We start from the raw sequence: 14409 nt of genomic DNA, 5'->3' as shown, positions 1-14409 counted from the left end.
CCTCCGGTGTGACCCAGGAGAGGTCGAGGGCGTCCTGCTGAGGCCGGCAGTCACCCATGACGGCGACGACGAACGCGAGCGAGACGGCGTGCTGCCGCGGGTCGTGGAAGGGCGTGACGCCGGGCGTCGGGAAGAACTCGGCGACCGTGAACGGCTGCGGCGACAGGGGGATGCGCGGGAGCGCCATCGGACCGAGGTCGCTCTCGACGTGCCGGGTCAGGGCGTCGCGGATGCGCTCGTGGTAGAGCACGCGACCGCCGACGACCTCCTGGCCGATGCCGCCGTCGCTGTCGGCGCGGAGCAGCAGCCCGACGTGGGTGACGACGCCGCGGTCGTCGACGCGGACCGGGATCGCGTGGACGTAGAGGATCGGCAGTCGGTCACGGGCGTTGTCGAGGTCCTCGCGGCTCAGCCACGCACCCGTCGTGTCCACTTCGGTCATGACGTCATCCTGCCAAACGCGTGCGCCGAGCCCGGGCGCGGTCCATCCGCGGCGCGTCGGGGGTCACCGGAGCGACCGGATCCACGCCCAGAGGACGGCCCCCGAGCGGGCGAGCTGCCCCCGGTCCACGACGGTGGGCACGTCGGTCGCCGAGTGGTATGCCGCATACGGCACGCTGCCGAGGCGGACGGCGGGGATGCCGACCCTCTCGAACGACACGTGGTCGCTGGCCCTGTTGACGCACGCCCTGGTCGCGGCGACGGGGACCGCTGCGCGACGGATCGCGTCCGCGAGGGAGGTGCCGGCGCCGGCGAGGTGGCACACCGGCACCGCAGCGGCCCGCACACCCACCCGGTCGAGGGCGACCATGCCGCGGACCGCGCGACGCTCGGACGCGCCCAGTCCGGCGACGAAGTGCCGCGAGCCGAACGCATACAGCGTGCCGTTGCCGCCCCGCGCCTCCTCGGCACCGAACGCGACGAACCGCACGGGGAGCGCGCCGGGCTGCTGGCGCGTCATCCGGGCCACCTCGGCCATGACCATGAGCCCGGACGCGTTGTCCTCGGCCCCGGGCGACTGCGGCACGGTGTCGAGGTGCGCGCCCACGACGACGTGCGGCTGCGTCGGGTCGAAGCCGGGCGGGTCGGCGACGACGTCCACCGTCGTGCCGGCGGGGACCCGCACGCCCCACGACACACCGGCGGGCACGGCGACGCGCTGGAGGGTGACGCGGTAGCCGGCTGCACGCAGCCGCCCCGCGACGTAGGCCGCAGCCCTGTCGCTCGCCGGGCTCGCCGCGTCACGCGGACCGATCGCCGCCAGGGCACGGATGCCGCCGAGCACCGTGTCGACGTCGAAGGCGTCCGCGCGGGGTGGGGTCACAGGCGAGGCCGAGGGCGAGGGTGAGTCGGAGGGGGAGGTCGACGGAGGCGTCTGCGCGGCGGCCGCCGTCGACGCCGAGGGCAGCGAGGAGGTCGGCGCGGAGGTCGGCGCGGACAAGGGGGACGCGCCCACGGACCCGGGACCCGGCGCTCCGCCGGTGCACGCGGTCGCAGTCGCGAGGAGGGCGACGACGGCCGGCGCGGTGCGCGACCGGCGCCGACGACGGGTCGGGGCGGCCATCCGGCACGCTAACCCGGTCACCTGTGGGTGGCCGTCGAGCTGCACGGTCCTGGAGATCCACCGGCACCTGGTGCCGACAGGACTCACGAAACCCGCGCCGCGGGCCTCAGGCGCCGGGAACCGCGAAGACCTTGCCCGGGTTCATGATGCCGAGCGGGTCGAAGACGGCCTTGAGGCGACGCTGCCGATCGAGCTCGGCGTCCCCGAGCTCGAGGCCGAGCCACGGCACCTTGACCGACCCGATGCCGTGCTCGCCGGTGATGGTGCCGTCGAGGGAGAGCCCGAGCCGGATGAGGTCGTCGAAGGCCTCCCACGCGCGCGCCAGGCTGTCGGGGTCGTCGTGGGCGAAGACGATCGAGGGGTGCAGGTTGCCGTCCCCGCCGTGGCCGCTCACCGGGATGAGCACCGACCGGCGCTCGGAGATGGCCTCGATGCCGCGCACGAACTCGGCGAGCCGGCCGATCGGCACGCACATGTCCTCGGCGAGGCGGCCGCCCATCGCCTCGAACGCGGTGCTCATGACGCGGCGCCCCGCGAGCAGCGCCTCCGACTCCTGCGCGTCGTCGGCCACCGCGACGTCGGTCGCGCCCGCGGACTCCAGCAGGGCGGCATACCTCGCGACGTCGTCGGCGACGTGACCCGGTCGGTCGGACTGGACGAGCAGCACGGCGGCGCAGTCGTCGGGGAAACCGAAGTCGCCGAACGCCTGGATGGCCCGGACGCTCGTGCGGTCGATGATCTCGAGCAGGCACGGGCGGTGCGGATCGCGGCGCAGCGCGACGATGCCGGCGACGGCGGCGTCGAGCGAGTCGAAGACGGCCAGGGCCGTCAGGGCCGGGTCGGGCGCCGGCTCGAGCCGCACGACGGCCTCGGTGATGACGCCGAGCGTGCCCTCGGACCCGACGAAGAGGCCGGTCAGGTCGTAGCCGGCGACGCCCTTGGCGGTGCGGTGACCCGTGCGCATGACCTCGCCGCCCGGGAGCACGACCTGCAGGGCCTTGACCCAGTCGGACGTGACGCCGTACTTGACGCAGCACAGGCCGCCGGCGTTCGTCGCGATGTTGCCGCCGATGGTGYACGTCTCCCACGACGCGGGGTCGGGCCCGTAGAAGAGGCCTGCCGACGCCGCCGCACGCTTGAGGTCCGCGTTGACGACGCCGGGGCCGACGACGGCATACCCCTCGAGCTCGTTCACCTCGTGGATGGTGTCGAGCGCCTCGACGTTGAGCACGATGCAGTCCTCGGTGGCGACGGCGCCGCCCGACCGTGACGTGCGCGCTCCCTGCGGGACGACCGCGGTGCCGGTGGCCTGGGCGTGCTCGAGCACGGCCACGACGTCGCTGACGTCGCGGGCCCGGATGACGGCGAAGTCGTCGGGTGGGGGAGCGAGGGCGACGGTGGCGTCGAGCGCGTACGACCGGCGCACGTCCGCGTCGGTGACCTCACGATGGGCGATCTGCTCGGGCAGGCTGGGCATGCTGACAGGCTAGACTGGACGGCACAGGCGTCGGAGCCGTGTATCAGCGGCGAGCCTCCGGAAGAACAGGGTCACCCTCCTCGGCGGGTGACCCCCACTAGAACCGGACGGGTGGGCCCGTCACAGCCTTCGACAAGAGCGGCCGTATGCCGTCTGCCCGAGCGGGCGGGCACGTGCGGCAAGCGGGGTGGTACCGCGGCAGCCTCCGGCAGGAGACGTCGTCCTCGTGGCAGAGACGAGCGACCAACAGACGCGAACGCAGGAGACCACGAGCATGACCTATCCCAAGGTCACCACGAACGACGCCGACCAGTCCACGACGGGCGGGGTCCCGTCCAACCCGCGCTTCCCCGAGATCGAGCAGCGGGTCCTGAAGTACTGGGACGAGGACGGCACGTTCATCGCCTCGGTCGAGGGCCGCGACGCGGGCACCGACGGCTCCAACGAGTTCGTCTTCTACGACGGACCCCCCTTCGCCAACGGCCTGCCGCACTACGGCCACCTGCTCACCGGCTACGTCAAGGACATCGTCCCGCGCTACCAGACGATGCGCGGCAAGCGCGTCGAGCGCCGCTTCGGCTGGGACACCCACGGCCTCCCCGCCGAGCTCGAGGCCCAGCGCCAGCTCGGTCTCAAGACGAAGCAGGACATCGTCGAGCTCGGCATCGACACGTTCAACGACGCCTGCCGCAGCTCGGTGCTCAAGTACACCGGCGAGTGGCGCGACTACGTGACGCGCCAGGCGCGCTGGGTCGACTTCGACCACGACTACAAGACGCTCGAGCCCTCCTACATGGAGTCGGTCATCTGGGCCTTCAAGCAGCTGCACGACAAGGGCCTCGTCTACGAGGGCTTCCGCGTCCTGCCCTACTGCTGGAACGACCAGACGCCGCTGTCCAACCACGAGCTGCGCATGGACGACGACGTCTACAAGATGCGCCAGGACCCCGCGGTCACCATCGGGCTGCGCCTCGAGACCGGCGAGCTCGCGCTCGTGTGGACGACGACGCCGTGGACGCTGCCGGCCAACCTCGGCATCATGGTCGGCCCCGACATCGACTACGTCGTCGTCGAGTCCGACGTCACGGGCAAGACCGAGCGCTACGTCATCGGTGCGGCCCGGCTCGGGGCCTACGCCAAGGACCTCTTCGGGGCCGACGTCGACCTGTCCACGCTCGACGAGCGCGTCGTCGAGCGGCTCGCGGGCCGTGACCTGCTCGGCCGTTCCTTCACGCCGCCCTTCTCCTACTACCAGGGACACGAGCGCGCGCACCAGGTCTTCCCCGCGGACTTCGTCACCACCGAGGACGGCACCGGGCTCGTCCACACCGCCGGCGCCTTCGGTGAGGAGGACAAGATCGTCACCGACGCGGCCGGCATCGAGCCCGTCGTCCCCGTGGGCGCCGACGGCCGCTTCCTCTGGCCCGTCACCGACTACGAGGGCATGCACGTCTTCGACGCCAACGCCCACATCATCGACCACCTCAAGGCGGCGACCCGGGGCGAGGGAGAGACCGGCTCGGTCACGGCCGGCACGGTGCTGCTGCGCCGCGAGACCTACGACCACAGCTACCCGCACTGCTGGCGCTGCCGCGAGCCCCTCATCTACATGGCGGTCTCGTCGTGGTTCGTCGAGGTCACGAAGATCAAGGAGCGGATGCTCGAGCTCAACCAGGAGATCGAGTGGACGCCCTTGCACATTAAGGACGGCCAGTTCGGCAAGTGGCTCGCCAACGCCCGCGACTGGTCCATCTCGCGAAACCGCTTCTGGGGCAGCCCGATCCCGGTGTGGAAGTCCGACAACCCGGAGTTCCCGCGCCTCGACGTCTACGGCTCCTTCGAGGAGCTCGAGCGTGACTTCGGCGTCGAGGTCACCGACCTGCACCGCCCCTTCATCGACAGCCTGACGCGTCCGAACCCCGACGACCCGTCGGGCCGGTCGACGATGCGCCGCGTCGAGGACGTCCTCGACGTCTGGTTCGACTCCGGCTCGATGAGCTTCGCCCAGGTGCACTACCCGTTCGAGAACGCCGACTGGTTCGAGCACCACTTCCCGGGCGACTTCATCGTCGAGTACATCGGCCAGACGCGCGGCTGGTTCTACACCCTGCACATCCTCGCGACGGCCCTCTTCGACCGGCCCGCCTTCAAGACGTGCGTCAGCCACGGGATCGTGCTCGGCTCCGACGGCCAGAAGATGAGCAAGTCGCTGCGCAACTACCCCGACGTCCGCGAGGTCTTCGACCGCGACGGCGCCGACGCGATGCGCTGGTTCCTCATGAGCAGCCCGATCCTGCGCGGCGGCAACCTCGTCGTCACCGAGCAGGGCATCCGTGACGGCGTGCGCCAGGTGATGATCCCGCTGTGGAACGCGTGGTCGTTCTTCTCGCTCTACGCCAACACGGCGCGCGGCGGGGAGGGCTATGAGGCCCAGCGCTCGACGAGCTCGACGGACGTCCTCGACCGCTACCTGCTCGCCAAGCTGCGCGAGTTCGTCGGCGACATGACCGAGCAGCTCGACGCCTACGAGATCGCTGCGGCGTGCGACACGATGCGCGGCTTCCTCGACGTCCTGACCAACTGGTACATCCGCCGCTCCCGCGACCGCTTCTGGGGCGGCGAGACCGACGAGTCGCTCGCGGCCTTCGACACCCTGTGGACCGCGCTCGAGACGGTCACGCGCGCCACGGCACCGCTGCTGCCGCTCGTGACCGAAGAGATCTGGCGCGGCCTGACGGGCGAGCGCTCGGTGCACCTCGCCGACTATCCGACGGTCGACGACCTGCCGGCCGACCACGAGCTCGTCGTCGCGATGGACCGGGCTCGCGAGATCTGCTCGACGGCGTCCAGCCTGCGCAAGGCCCGGGGCCTGCGGGCGCGCCTGCCGCTCGCCGAGCTGACGGTCGTGGCTCCGGAGCCGGCGAAGCTCGAGCCGTTCCGCGGGATCATCCAGGACGAGCTCAACGTCAAGGCCTTGACCCTCGTCGACGTGGCCACGGCGAGCGAGTCCGACTTCGGGGTCAGCCAGCGCCTCACCGTCAACGCGCGCGCGGCCGGGCCTCGGCTGGGCAAGGACGTCCAGCGCGCCATCAAGGGCAGCAAGTCGGGCGACTGGAGCGTCGACGCCGACGGCACCGTCACCGTCGGCGGTCTCGCCCTCGTCGAGGGGGAGTACGCCCTCGAGACCGTCGTCGCCGGCGACGCTGCCGAGGCCGGTGCCACGGCGATGCTGCCCTCGGGAGGCTTCGTCGTGCTCGACACGACCGTGACGTCCGAGCTGGCCTCCGAGGGGCTGGCCCGCGACCTCGTCCGCGCGGTGCAGCAGGCCCGGCGCGACACCGGCTTGCACGTCAGCGACCGCATCAGCCTGACCGTCCAGGGCGGTGCCGAGGTGTTCGAGGCCACGGTGACGCACCGCGACCTCATCGTCGGCGAGACGCTCGCGACGCAGTTCGCCGCAGCCGGACCCGACCGCGCCCTGCCCGACGGACTGCCGGGCACGCCGACTGACGTCGTCGTCGGCGACAACCACCCTGCGACGATCCTCGTGGTCAAGCGATGATCGCCGCGAACCGCGAGGACGAGCTGGAGGCTGCCGACGTGAGCACGACCCCCGACTCCGACCCGACCGACTCCAACCTGGCCGAATCCGGGGCTCGCACCGACACGCGGCCGACCGACGGGGTCGTCGTGCGCGGCGCCGTCGGCGACGACCTGGCAGGCGTCCTGTCCGTCGGGCACCGGACCTGGCTCGCGACCTACGAGCCGATCGCCGGACCCGAGTACGTCGCCATGGGCCTCGCGAAGTGGTGGACGAGCGACGTCGTCACCGACTCCATCCGCAAGGGCCGCACCCTCGTGGCCGTCGAGGACGACGAGGTCGTCGGGGTCGCGACGTTCGGGCCCCAGGACGAGTCGTTCGTGCTGTGGAAGCTCTACGTGCTGCCCAGCCACCACGGGCACGGGATCGGCTCGCGCCTCATGGACGCCGTCGTGGAGCGGGCCCGCGAGAACGAGCACCCGCGCATCACGCTCTCCTACCTCGAGGGCAACCAGCAGGCGGCGCGCTTCTACGCGCGACACGGCTTCGTCGAGACGCACCGCGAGGCCCCGGGATCCGGCTTGCCCGAGAGCGTGTGGATGGTCCGCGAGCTGGGCACGGGGGAGTCCGCATGAACGGCCGTCCCGACGCCGCTGCCGTCGAGGCCGCGCGCAACCTCGAGGAGATGAAGCGGATGCGCGAGATCGAGGAGGAGATCCTCGCCCGGGCGCCCGAGAACGACATCGGTCCGTCGCTCGACCGCATCCGCGCGGTCATGGAGCTCGCCGGCGACCCGCAGCGCACCTACCCCTCGATCCACCTCACCGGCACGAACGGCAAGACGTCGACGAGCCGCATGATCGACTCGATCCTGCGCGAGACCGGGCTGTCCACCGGTCGCTTCACGTCGCCCCACCTGCACGACATCCGTGAGCGGATCACCCTGTCGGGCAAGCCGATCCCGCGTGAGAAGTTCATTGCGGCCTACGACGAGGTCGCGCCCCTCATCGAGCTCGTCGATGCCCGGTCGCTCGAGTCGGGCGGTCGCCGGATGAACTTCTTCGAGGTGCTCGTCGCCCTCGCCTACGCCGCGTTCGCCGACGCTCCCGTCGACGTCGCGATCATCGAGGTGGGTCTCGGCGGCTCGTGGGACGCCACCAACGTCATCGACGCCCAGGTCGCCGTCGTGACGCCCGTCGACCTCGACCACACCCACCTCCTCGGTGACGACGTCGTCTCCATCGCCGAGGAGAAGAGCGGCATCATCAAGGCCGACTCCGTCACCGTCTCGGGCGTGCAGGACGAGGACGTCGCGCGCGTCCTCCTCGACCGTGTCGAGGAGGTCGGAGGAGCCCGGATCGTCTTCGAGGGCAACGACTTCGGTGTTCTCGCCCGCGAGGTCGCCATCGGTGGCCAGCAGGTGTCGATCCGAGGCCTCGCGGGGGAGTACGCCGACCTCTTCCTCCCGCTCCACGGCGCGCACCAGGCGAGCAACCTCGCCACCGCCGTCGCGGCGGTCGAGTCCTTCCTCGGCGGTGGCGAGCAGCGCATCGAGCCGGAGGTGCTGACCGCGGCCGTCGCGGGGATGACTTCGCCCGGGCGCCTCGAGATCGTCCGGCGGTCACCGACCGTCCTCGTCGACGCGGCCCACAACCCGCACGGTGCCCGGTCCCTCGTGGCTGCGCTCGGGGAGGCGTTCTCCTTCACCCGTCTCGTCGGGCTCGTCGGCATCGTCGCCGACAAGGACGCCGCCGGGATGCTCGAGGTGCTCGAGCCGGCCCTCGACCACATCGTCGTCACGCGCAGCTCGTCCCCGCGCGCGATGCGGCCCGAGGCCCTCGGCGCCCTCGCCGTCGAGCTCTTCGGCGAGTCCCGGGTGACGGTCGTCCGCGACCTGCCCGACGCGCTCGAGCAGGCCGTGACCATCGCCGAGGCCGATGGCATGGGTGGCGGCGTCGTGGCCACGGGATCGGTCATCACCGCGGGCGAGGTCCGGATGCTCCTCGGCCACACCGACCTCTGACCCCCGACCCTCCTCGACCCCGACCTTCCTCGACCCCGACCTAGGCTGGCCCCATGCACCCCCTGGTGAAGCTCGTCCTCATCGTCGTCATCGTCGTCGTCGCCGTCGTCGTGTGGGGACGGGTCATGGGACGCAAGGACCCCGACCGCGAGCTCGTCGGCCTGACCGACACCGTGCGCGCCAGGGTGAGCCGCGAGATCAGCGCCGGTCACAAGATCAACGCCATCAAGATCTACCGCGAGGCGACCGGGGCGCCGCTCGCCGACGCCAAGCGGGCCGTCGACAGCTGGTTCGTCCCGGGCCAGGGGCCGGGCGTGCGCGACGCGGCGGCGTCCTACACCGACGGCCGGCTCACCGACGAGGCCCGATCGCGCATCAGCGAGCTCATCCTCGCCGGTCGGCGCGAGGACGCGATGAGCCTCTACGCCGAGGCGACGGGGGCGAGTGGGGCCGAGGCCCAGGCCATCATCCGCACCTGGGACACCACCCAGAACTACTGAGCCCACCGGCCACGAGACCCACACCGAGGCAGACACACTCCGATGCGTTCGATCATCTTCTACGGCCAGACCGGCAAGTTCACCTTCCGCATGCTCGCGACGGTGCTCGGCGGCCAGGCCATCTGCATCCTGCTCGGTGCCCTCGTGGCCCGGGCCGTCGCGGCCACCGACGAGGGGAGCGGGCCGAGCACGGCATACCTCGTCGTCGGCCTCGGGCTCGGCGCGCTGAGCATCGTGGCCGCCGGGCTCATGCGCCGCCCGTGGGGCGTCACGCTCGGCTGGGTCGTCCAGGTGCTGACCCTGCTCAGCGCTCTCGTCGTGCCGATGATGCTCATCGTCGGTCTCTTCTTCCTCGCGCTGTGGGTCACCTGTCTCGTCAAGGGCAGCCAGGTCGACGCCGTCGTGGCCCGTCGTGAAGCGGCCGCGGCCGACGGCGAGGCAGCCGACGGCGAGGCGGCCGATAGGGTGGACGGGTGACCACCGAACGTTCCCTCGTCCTCGTCAAGCCCGACGGTTTCCAGCGCGGCCTCACCGGTGAGGTGCTGCGTCGCATCGAGGGGAAGGGCTACCGGCTGGTCGCCCTCTCCGTGCTGACGCCCACCCGTGAGCAGCTCGCCGCGCACTACGCCGAGCACGAGGGCAAGCCCTTCTACGAGCCGCTCGTCGAGTTCATGAGCTCCGGTGCCGTCACCGCGGTCGTCGTCGAGGGCCAGGACTGCGTCAAGGGCTTCCGCAGCCTCGCCGGCGCCACCAACCCGACGGACGCCGCACCCGGCACGATCCGCGGCGACCTCGGCCGCGACTGGGGCACCAAGGTGCAGCAGAACATCGTGCACGGATCCGACTCCCACGAGTCCGCCACACGCGAGATCGGCATCTGGTTCCCCGATCTCGAGGGCTGATCGGGGCACAATCGCGGCATGACCTCCCGACCGTGGCTGCGCCCCCTGGGGCGTGACCTCGCGATCGACCTCGGCACCGCCAACACCCTGATCCACGTCCGGGGTCGCGGGGTCGTCGTCGAGGAGCCGTCGGTCGTGGCCGTGGAGGTCGGCACCGGCCGGCTCGTCGCAGCAGGCAGCCGGGCCAAGGAGATGCTCGGCCGGGCGCCGGGCACCATCCGGGCGGTCCGGCCCCTGCGTGACGGTGTCGTCTCCGACGCCGACGAGACCGAGCGCATGCTGCGGTGGTTCATCGACCAGGTGCGCACCTCGCGACTCGTCCGCCCCCGCATGGTGCTCTGCGTGCCGAGCGACGTGACCGGTGTCGAGCGCCGGGCCCTCGAGGACGCCGCGACCCGGTGCGGTGCGCGCCGCGTCTACATGATCGAGGAGCCGATGGCAGCGGCCATCGGGGCCGGCCTGCCCGTCTACGAGACGGCGGCGAGCATGGTCGTCGACATCGGCGGCGGCACGACCGACGTCGCGGTCATCAGCCTCGGCGGCATCGTCACGTCGAACTCGCTGCGGATCGCCGGCGACGAGATTGACGAGGCCCTCATCGGCTACGTCAAGAGCGAGTACTCCCTCCTGCTCGGCGAGCGCAGCGCGGAGGACATCAAGGTCGCCGTCGGGTCGGTCTTCCCGCTGCGCGAGGAGCTGACGACCCGGCTGCGCGGACGTGACCTCGTGACCGGCCTGCCCAAGACCGTCCAGGTGAGCTCGGTCGAGGTGCGCCGAGCCATCGAGACGCCGGTCCTGCAGATCATCGAGCTCGTCCGCGCGACGCTCGACGTGTGCCCACCCGAGCTCGCCGGCGACATCCTCGACCGCGGCATCACGCTGACCGGGGGAGGTGCCCTGCTGCGCGGCCTCGACGAGCGGATGCGCCACGAGCTCGGCGTGCCGGTCCAGGTCGCCGACGACCCGCTCCGAGCCGTGGCCCGCGGCGCCGGCCGGTGCGTCGACGAGTTCGCCAGCCTCGAGCGCGTCCTCGTCGGGGACCACCGCCTCTAGTCGCATGCAGCCGACCGTCCGCCGCCGTCTCCTCGTCGTCCTCGCCTCGCTCACCGTCGCCCTGCTCGTCGCCGACCTCGCCCACCTCGCGGTCGCCGACGGGGTGCGCCGGGCCGGCGGGCTCGTGCTGGGGCCGGTCCAACGGGCCCTCGCCGGGGCGCCGCGTGACGACCTCGCCGCCCTCGAGAGCGAGAACGTCCGTCTGCGTGCCACGGCCGCCGAACAGCAGCACCACCTCGACGTGCTCGGACGGCTCGACGAGCTGCTCGGATCGAGCGCCACGACGGGGCGCACGCTCCTGCCCGCCCGCGTCGTCGCCACCGACGTCAGCGCGCTCGGCGGCCGGAGCGTGACGATCGACGTCGGCTCCCGGGACGGGGTCCGGGTTGACTCGACGGTCGTGGCGGCCGACGGTCTCGTCGGTCGCGTCGTGTCCGTGTCGCCGTGGACGAGCGACGTGCAGGTGCTCGGCAGCGCTGCCTCGGTCGTGGCGGTGCGCGTCGGCCCCGCCGGCACGCTCGGCACGGTGTCGCCGCCGGCACCGGGGGACTCGGAGTCCCGCCCCCGCGGCTCGCTCCGGCTCGTCGGCATCGCGCCGTCCACCCCCGTCGTTGGCGATGTCGTGCGCACGCTCGGCAGCGTCGACGAGACGCCTTATGCCGCCGGGATCGTCGTCGGCACCGTGACCGCCGTCGACCCCGACCGGGGCCAGCTGACGCGTGGTGCCACGGTGCGGCCGAGCGTCGACCCCGACGCGATCGACGTCGTCGCCGTCCTCGTCCCGAGCCCGCGCACGACCCCGCGCCCGACGGTGGGCGCCCGACGATGAGGCCGACGCTGCTGGGAGTGCTGCGGACGGCATACGTCCTCGTGGCGGCCCTCGTCGTGGCGACGCTGCTGCCGCGTCTCGGTGCGGAGCCCCGGTGGGTGCCCGACCTGGTGCTCGTCGGGGTCGTGGCGACCGCCGTGCTCCGCGGTCCCGTGCACGGTGCCCTCGTGGGGCTGCTGGCCGGGTGGGTCGTCGAGCTCGTGCCACCCGTCGGCAGCCCGCTCGGGCTGGCCCCGCTCGTCATGATGCTCGCGGGGCTCGTCGCAGGCTTCTTCCGCCGGGCGTCGTCGCGCTCGCCGCTGCGCGCCCCGGCGGCGCTGCTCGCCGCCGCTGCCGTCGTCCTCGTCGGACGCCTCGGCTCGGCCGTGCTCGCCGAGGGCAGCGTGGAGCTGACCGACGGGCTGTGGCGGCTGCTCGTGACGGTGCTCGTCGGCGGTCTGCTGCTACCGGCCTTCCTCGCCCTCGACCGGGCCCTCGTGCGGCGGAGACTCGGGTGAGGCGCGGCCCGCGCCGTCGGGTCGGCGTCGCCGGTGTCGTGCTCGTCCTGCTCGTCACGCTCTTCGGGCTGTTGCTCGGCCGTCTCGGACAGCTCCAGCTCGTCGACGGGCCCGAGCTCGCCCGCGCCGCGGTCACGGTCAACACGCGCACCGTCACCGAGCACGCCCTGCGCGGCCGGATCCTCGACCGCAGCGGAACGCCCTTCGTCGACAACACCTTCGACACCGTCGTCACGGTGCAGCGCTCGGTCCTCCTCGGGGCGGACGACGGCGGACGCGACCTCGTGACCCGTCTCGCGACCGCGGTCGGCCAGCCCTTCGAGCGTCTGTGGGGCAAGACGATGCTCTGTGGCACGGCTGGGGCGCCCCCGGCCCCGGCGTGCTTCAACGGGTCGCCCTACGTGCCGATCCCCGTCGCGACGGGCGTCGACGCGCGCCGGGCGCTGACGCTGCTCGAGAAGCCCGAGAAATACCCCGGCGTCGGCGTCACGACCGAGCCCGCGCGGGCCTACCCCCGGCCCGACGGAGCCCTCGCCGCCCACCTGCTCGGCTGGGTCGCCCGGGCCGGTGCCGACGACGTGACCGGGAGCGGGGGGCGCATCGACGCGGAGGACGTCGTCGGGCGCTCCGGGCTCGAGGCGCAGTACGACGGGGTGCTGCGCGGCACGAACGGACGCACCGTCGTCGCCATCGACCCCCGGGGCATCGTCACCGACACCGTCAGCTCGACCGCCCCTGTCGCGGGGCGCGACGTCGTGACCCACCTCGACACCCGGCTGCAGGCCCGCACCGAGGCCTCGCTCGTGCGAGCCGTCGCGTCAGCCCGGGCGCAGAAGCTGCGCGCCGACACGGCGGCCGCGGTCGTCGTCGACGTGACGAACGGTGCCGTCGTCGCGGCAGCCAGCTACCCGTCCTACGACCCCGCCGTCTTCTCCGGCGGCATCAGCACGACCGAGCTCGCCCGTCTCACCGACGAGCGGGCCGGCACACCACTGCGCTCCCGGCTGACGGCCGAGACGTTCCCACCGGCCTCGACCTTCAAGGTCATCTCGGTGCCCGCCGCCGTCAACGCCGGGGCCCGGCTCGACGGGACGTACGACTGCTCGCCCAACGTCTCCGTCGGCGGTCGGCTCTTCAACAACTTCGAGTCGCGCGGCTACGGCCCGATCGACCTCCACCGCGCCCTCGTCGTCTCGTGCGACACCGTCTTCTACCGCCTCGCGTATGCCGCGTGGCTCGCGCAGGGCGGCCTCGCCGCGCCGGTCAGCGCCGCCGACCCCTTCGTCTCGATGGCCAGGACCTTCGGACTGGGGCGGCGCACCGGCGTCGACGTGCCGGGCGAGGCGGCCGGACGCGTCCCGGACCGCGCCTGGAAGGAGCAGTACTGGCTCGCGACGAAGGGCGAGACGTGCCGGCGGGCGAGCACCGGCTACCCGGAGGTCGCCCGCACCGACCGGTCGCGTGCCGACTACCTCAAGCGGCTCGCCACCGAGAACTGCTCGGCCGGCTACCAGTACCGCGCCGGCGACGCCGTGAACTTCTCCATCGGACAAGGTGACACGGCCGTGACGATCCTCCAGATGGCAGGGGTCTACGCCGCCATCGCCAACGGGGGCACCCTGTGGCAGCCACAGGTGGCGGCCGGCTACCGGACGGCGGCCGGCGCGACGACGGTGATCGCGCCGAAGCGGGTGGCCACGGTGCCGCTGCGACGCGACGTGCTGGCATACGTCCGCTCGGCCCTGGGCGACGTGACCAGACCCGGTGGGTCGGCCGGCACGGCCTTCAAGGGCTTCCCGCAGGACCGCTACCCGCTCGCGGGCAAGACGGGGACCGGCGAGGTCTTCGGCAAGCAGGCCACCGCCTGGTTCGCCGGCTACGGACCGACGACGAAGCCGAAGTATGCCGTCGTGGTCGTCGTCGGCCAGGGTGGCTCGGGTTCGAAGGTGGCCGCCCCTGCCGTGCGACAGATCTTCGATGCGATCCTTGCCCTGGGGCTCTAGCCCCCTCCGCTCCCCGGTGG

The 14409-nt window shown here is 72.4% G+C and carries 13 protein-coding genes; 10 read left to right on the top strand and 3 right to left on the bottom strand.

Annotated features, from left to right (window positions below):
* From AB4Y83_RS15955 to AB4Y83_RS15945, 3 genes are all read right to left on the bottom strand, one after another.
* A partial coding sequence (locus tag AB4Y83_RS15955) for a DUF4916 domain-containing protein (RefSeq protein ID WP_442297463.1) occupies nt 1-442 on the bottom strand: 442 nt, incomplete at its 3' end.
* 63 nt (nt 443-505) lie between these two features.
* Complete coding sequence (locus AB4Y83_RS15950; protein WP_442297462.1) at nt 506-1564, bottom strand: M28 family metallopeptidase; 1059 nt, start codon at nt 1562-1564, stop codon at nt 506-508.
* Nucleotides 1565-1670: 106 nt separating this feature from the next.
* Entirely contained in the window at nt 1671-3041 is a 1371-nt protein-coding gene (locus AB4Y83_RS15945; protein WP_442297461.1) for an FAD-binding oxidoreductase, read from the bottom strand.
* Between the two features lie 274 nt (nt 3042-3315).
* Here AB4Y83_RS15945 and ileS point away from each other — a divergent pair, with 274 nt between their 5' ends.
* From ileS to AB4Y83_RS15895, 10 genes are read left to right on the top strand one after another with little or no spacing between them, the layout of a single operon-like run.
* Entirely contained in the window at nt 3316-6603 is a 3288-nt protein-coding gene (ileS, locus tag AB4Y83_RS15940; protein WP_442297460.1) for an isoleucine--tRNA ligase, read from the top strand.
* Nucleotides 6600-7217, top strand: coding sequence for a GNAT family N-acetyltransferase (locus tag AB4Y83_RS15935; protein ID WP_442297459.1), 618 nt, complete (start codon nt 6600-6602; stop codon nt 7215-7217). The genes ileS and AB4Y83_RS15935 overlap by 4 nt, the downstream gene beginning before the upstream one ends.
* Nucleotides 7214-8605 carry a bifunctional folylpolyglutamate synthase/dihydrofolate synthase gene (locus tag AB4Y83_RS15930; RefSeq protein WP_056769813.1) on the top strand — a complete coding sequence of 464 codons (1392 nt, stop codon included), beginning with the start codon at nt 7214-7216 and terminating at the stop codon, nt 8603-8605. Before AB4Y83_RS15935 ends, AB4Y83_RS15930 begins: the two co-directional genes overlap by 4 nt.
* Nucleotides 8606-8658: 53 nt before the next feature.
* Nucleotides 8659-9105, top strand: a complete 447-nt coding sequence (locus AB4Y83_RS15925; protein ID WP_442297458.1) for a hypothetical protein — start codon at nt 8659-8661, stop codon at nt 9103-9105.
* A 42-nt stretch (nt 9106-9147) separates the two neighbouring features.
* Nucleotides 9148-9582 carry a DUF4233 domain-containing protein gene (locus AB4Y83_RS15920; protein ID WP_442297457.1) on the top strand — a complete coding sequence of 145 codons (435 nt, stop codon included), beginning with the start codon at nt 9148-9150 and terminating at the stop codon, nt 9580-9582.
* Nucleotides 9579-10007 (top strand): nucleoside-diphosphate kinase, encoded by a 429-nt coding sequence (ndk, locus tag AB4Y83_RS15915; RefSeq protein ID WP_056769807.1) that lies wholly within the window; start codon nt 9579-9581, stop codon nt 10005-10007. The genes AB4Y83_RS15920 and ndk overlap by 4 nt, the downstream gene beginning before the upstream one ends.
* 18 nt (nt 10008-10025) lie before the next feature.
* Complete coding sequence (locus AB4Y83_RS15910) at nt 10026-11060, top strand: rod shape-determining protein (protein WP_442274756.1); 1035 nt, start codon at nt 10026-10028, stop codon at nt 11058-11060.
* 4 nt (nt 11061-11064) lie between these two features.
* Nucleotides 11065-11889 carry a rod shape-determining protein MreC gene (mreC, locus tag AB4Y83_RS15905; RefSeq protein ID WP_442274755.1) on the top strand — a complete coding sequence of 275 codons (825 nt, stop codon included), beginning with the start codon at nt 11065-11067 and terminating at the stop codon, nt 11887-11889.
* Entirely contained in the window at nt 11886-12386 is a 501-nt protein-coding gene (locus tag AB4Y83_RS15900) for a rod shape-determining protein MreD (protein WP_442274754.1), read from the top strand. Before mreC ends, AB4Y83_RS15900 begins: the two co-directional genes overlap by 4 nt.
* Nucleotides 12383-14389 (top strand): peptidoglycan D,D-transpeptidase FtsI family protein, encoded by a 2007-nt coding sequence (locus AB4Y83_RS15895; protein WP_442274753.1) that lies wholly within the window; start codon nt 12383-12385, stop codon nt 14387-14389. The genes AB4Y83_RS15900 and AB4Y83_RS15895 overlap by 4 nt, the downstream gene beginning before the upstream one ends.
* The last annotated feature ends 20 nt before the right edge of the window (nt 14390-14409 follow it).

This window comes from Terrabacter sp. RAF57, from assembly GCF_052113925.1.
In the GTDB taxonomy this organism is placed as follows: domain Bacteria; phylum Actinomycetota; class Actinomycetes; order Actinomycetales; family Dermatophilaceae; genus Terrabacter.
Note: the sequence above shows the minus strand (reverse complement) of the source record. Positions and strands in the feature narration are given on the sequence as shown.

Excerpts from the sequence above, each read along its gene's own strand:
- AB4Y83_RS15950 (WP_442297462.1), bottom strand. The coding sequence starts at position 1,564 with ATGGCCGCCCCGACCCGTCGTCGGCGCCGGTCGCGCACCGCGCCGGCC.
- AB4Y83_RS15935 (WP_442297459.1), top strand. The coding sequence starts at position 6,600 with ATGATCGCCGCGAACCGCGAGGACGAGCTGGAGGCTGCCGACGTGAGC.
- mreC (WP_442274755.1), top strand. The coding sequence starts at position 11,065 with ATGCAGCCGACCGTCCGCCGCCGTCTCCTCGTCGTCCTCGCCTCGCTC.
- AB4Y83_RS15900 (WP_442274754.1), top strand. The coding sequence starts at position 11,886 with ATGAGGCCGACGCTGCTGGGAGTGCTGCGGACGGCATACGTCCTCGTG.
- AB4Y83_RS15920 (WP_442297457.1), top strand. The coding sequence starts at position 9,148 with ATGCGTTCGATCATCTTCTACGGCCAGACCGGCAAGTTCACCTTCCGC.
- ileS (WP_442297460.1), top strand. The coding sequence starts at position 3,316 with ATGACCTATCCCAAGGTCACCACGAACGACGCCGACCAGTCCACGACG.
- AB4Y83_RS15925 (WP_442297458.1), top strand. The coding sequence starts at position 8,659 with ATGCACCCCCTGGTGAAGCTCGTCCTCATCGTCGTCATCGTCGTCGTC.
- AB4Y83_RS15910 (WP_442274756.1), top strand. The coding sequence starts at position 10,026 with ATGACCTCCCGACCGTGGCTGCGCCCCCTGGGGCGTGACCTCGCGATC.
- AB4Y83_RS15930 (WP_056769813.1), top strand. The coding sequence starts at position 7,214 with ATGAACGGCCGTCCCGACGCCGCTGCCGTCGAGGCCGCGCGCAACCTC.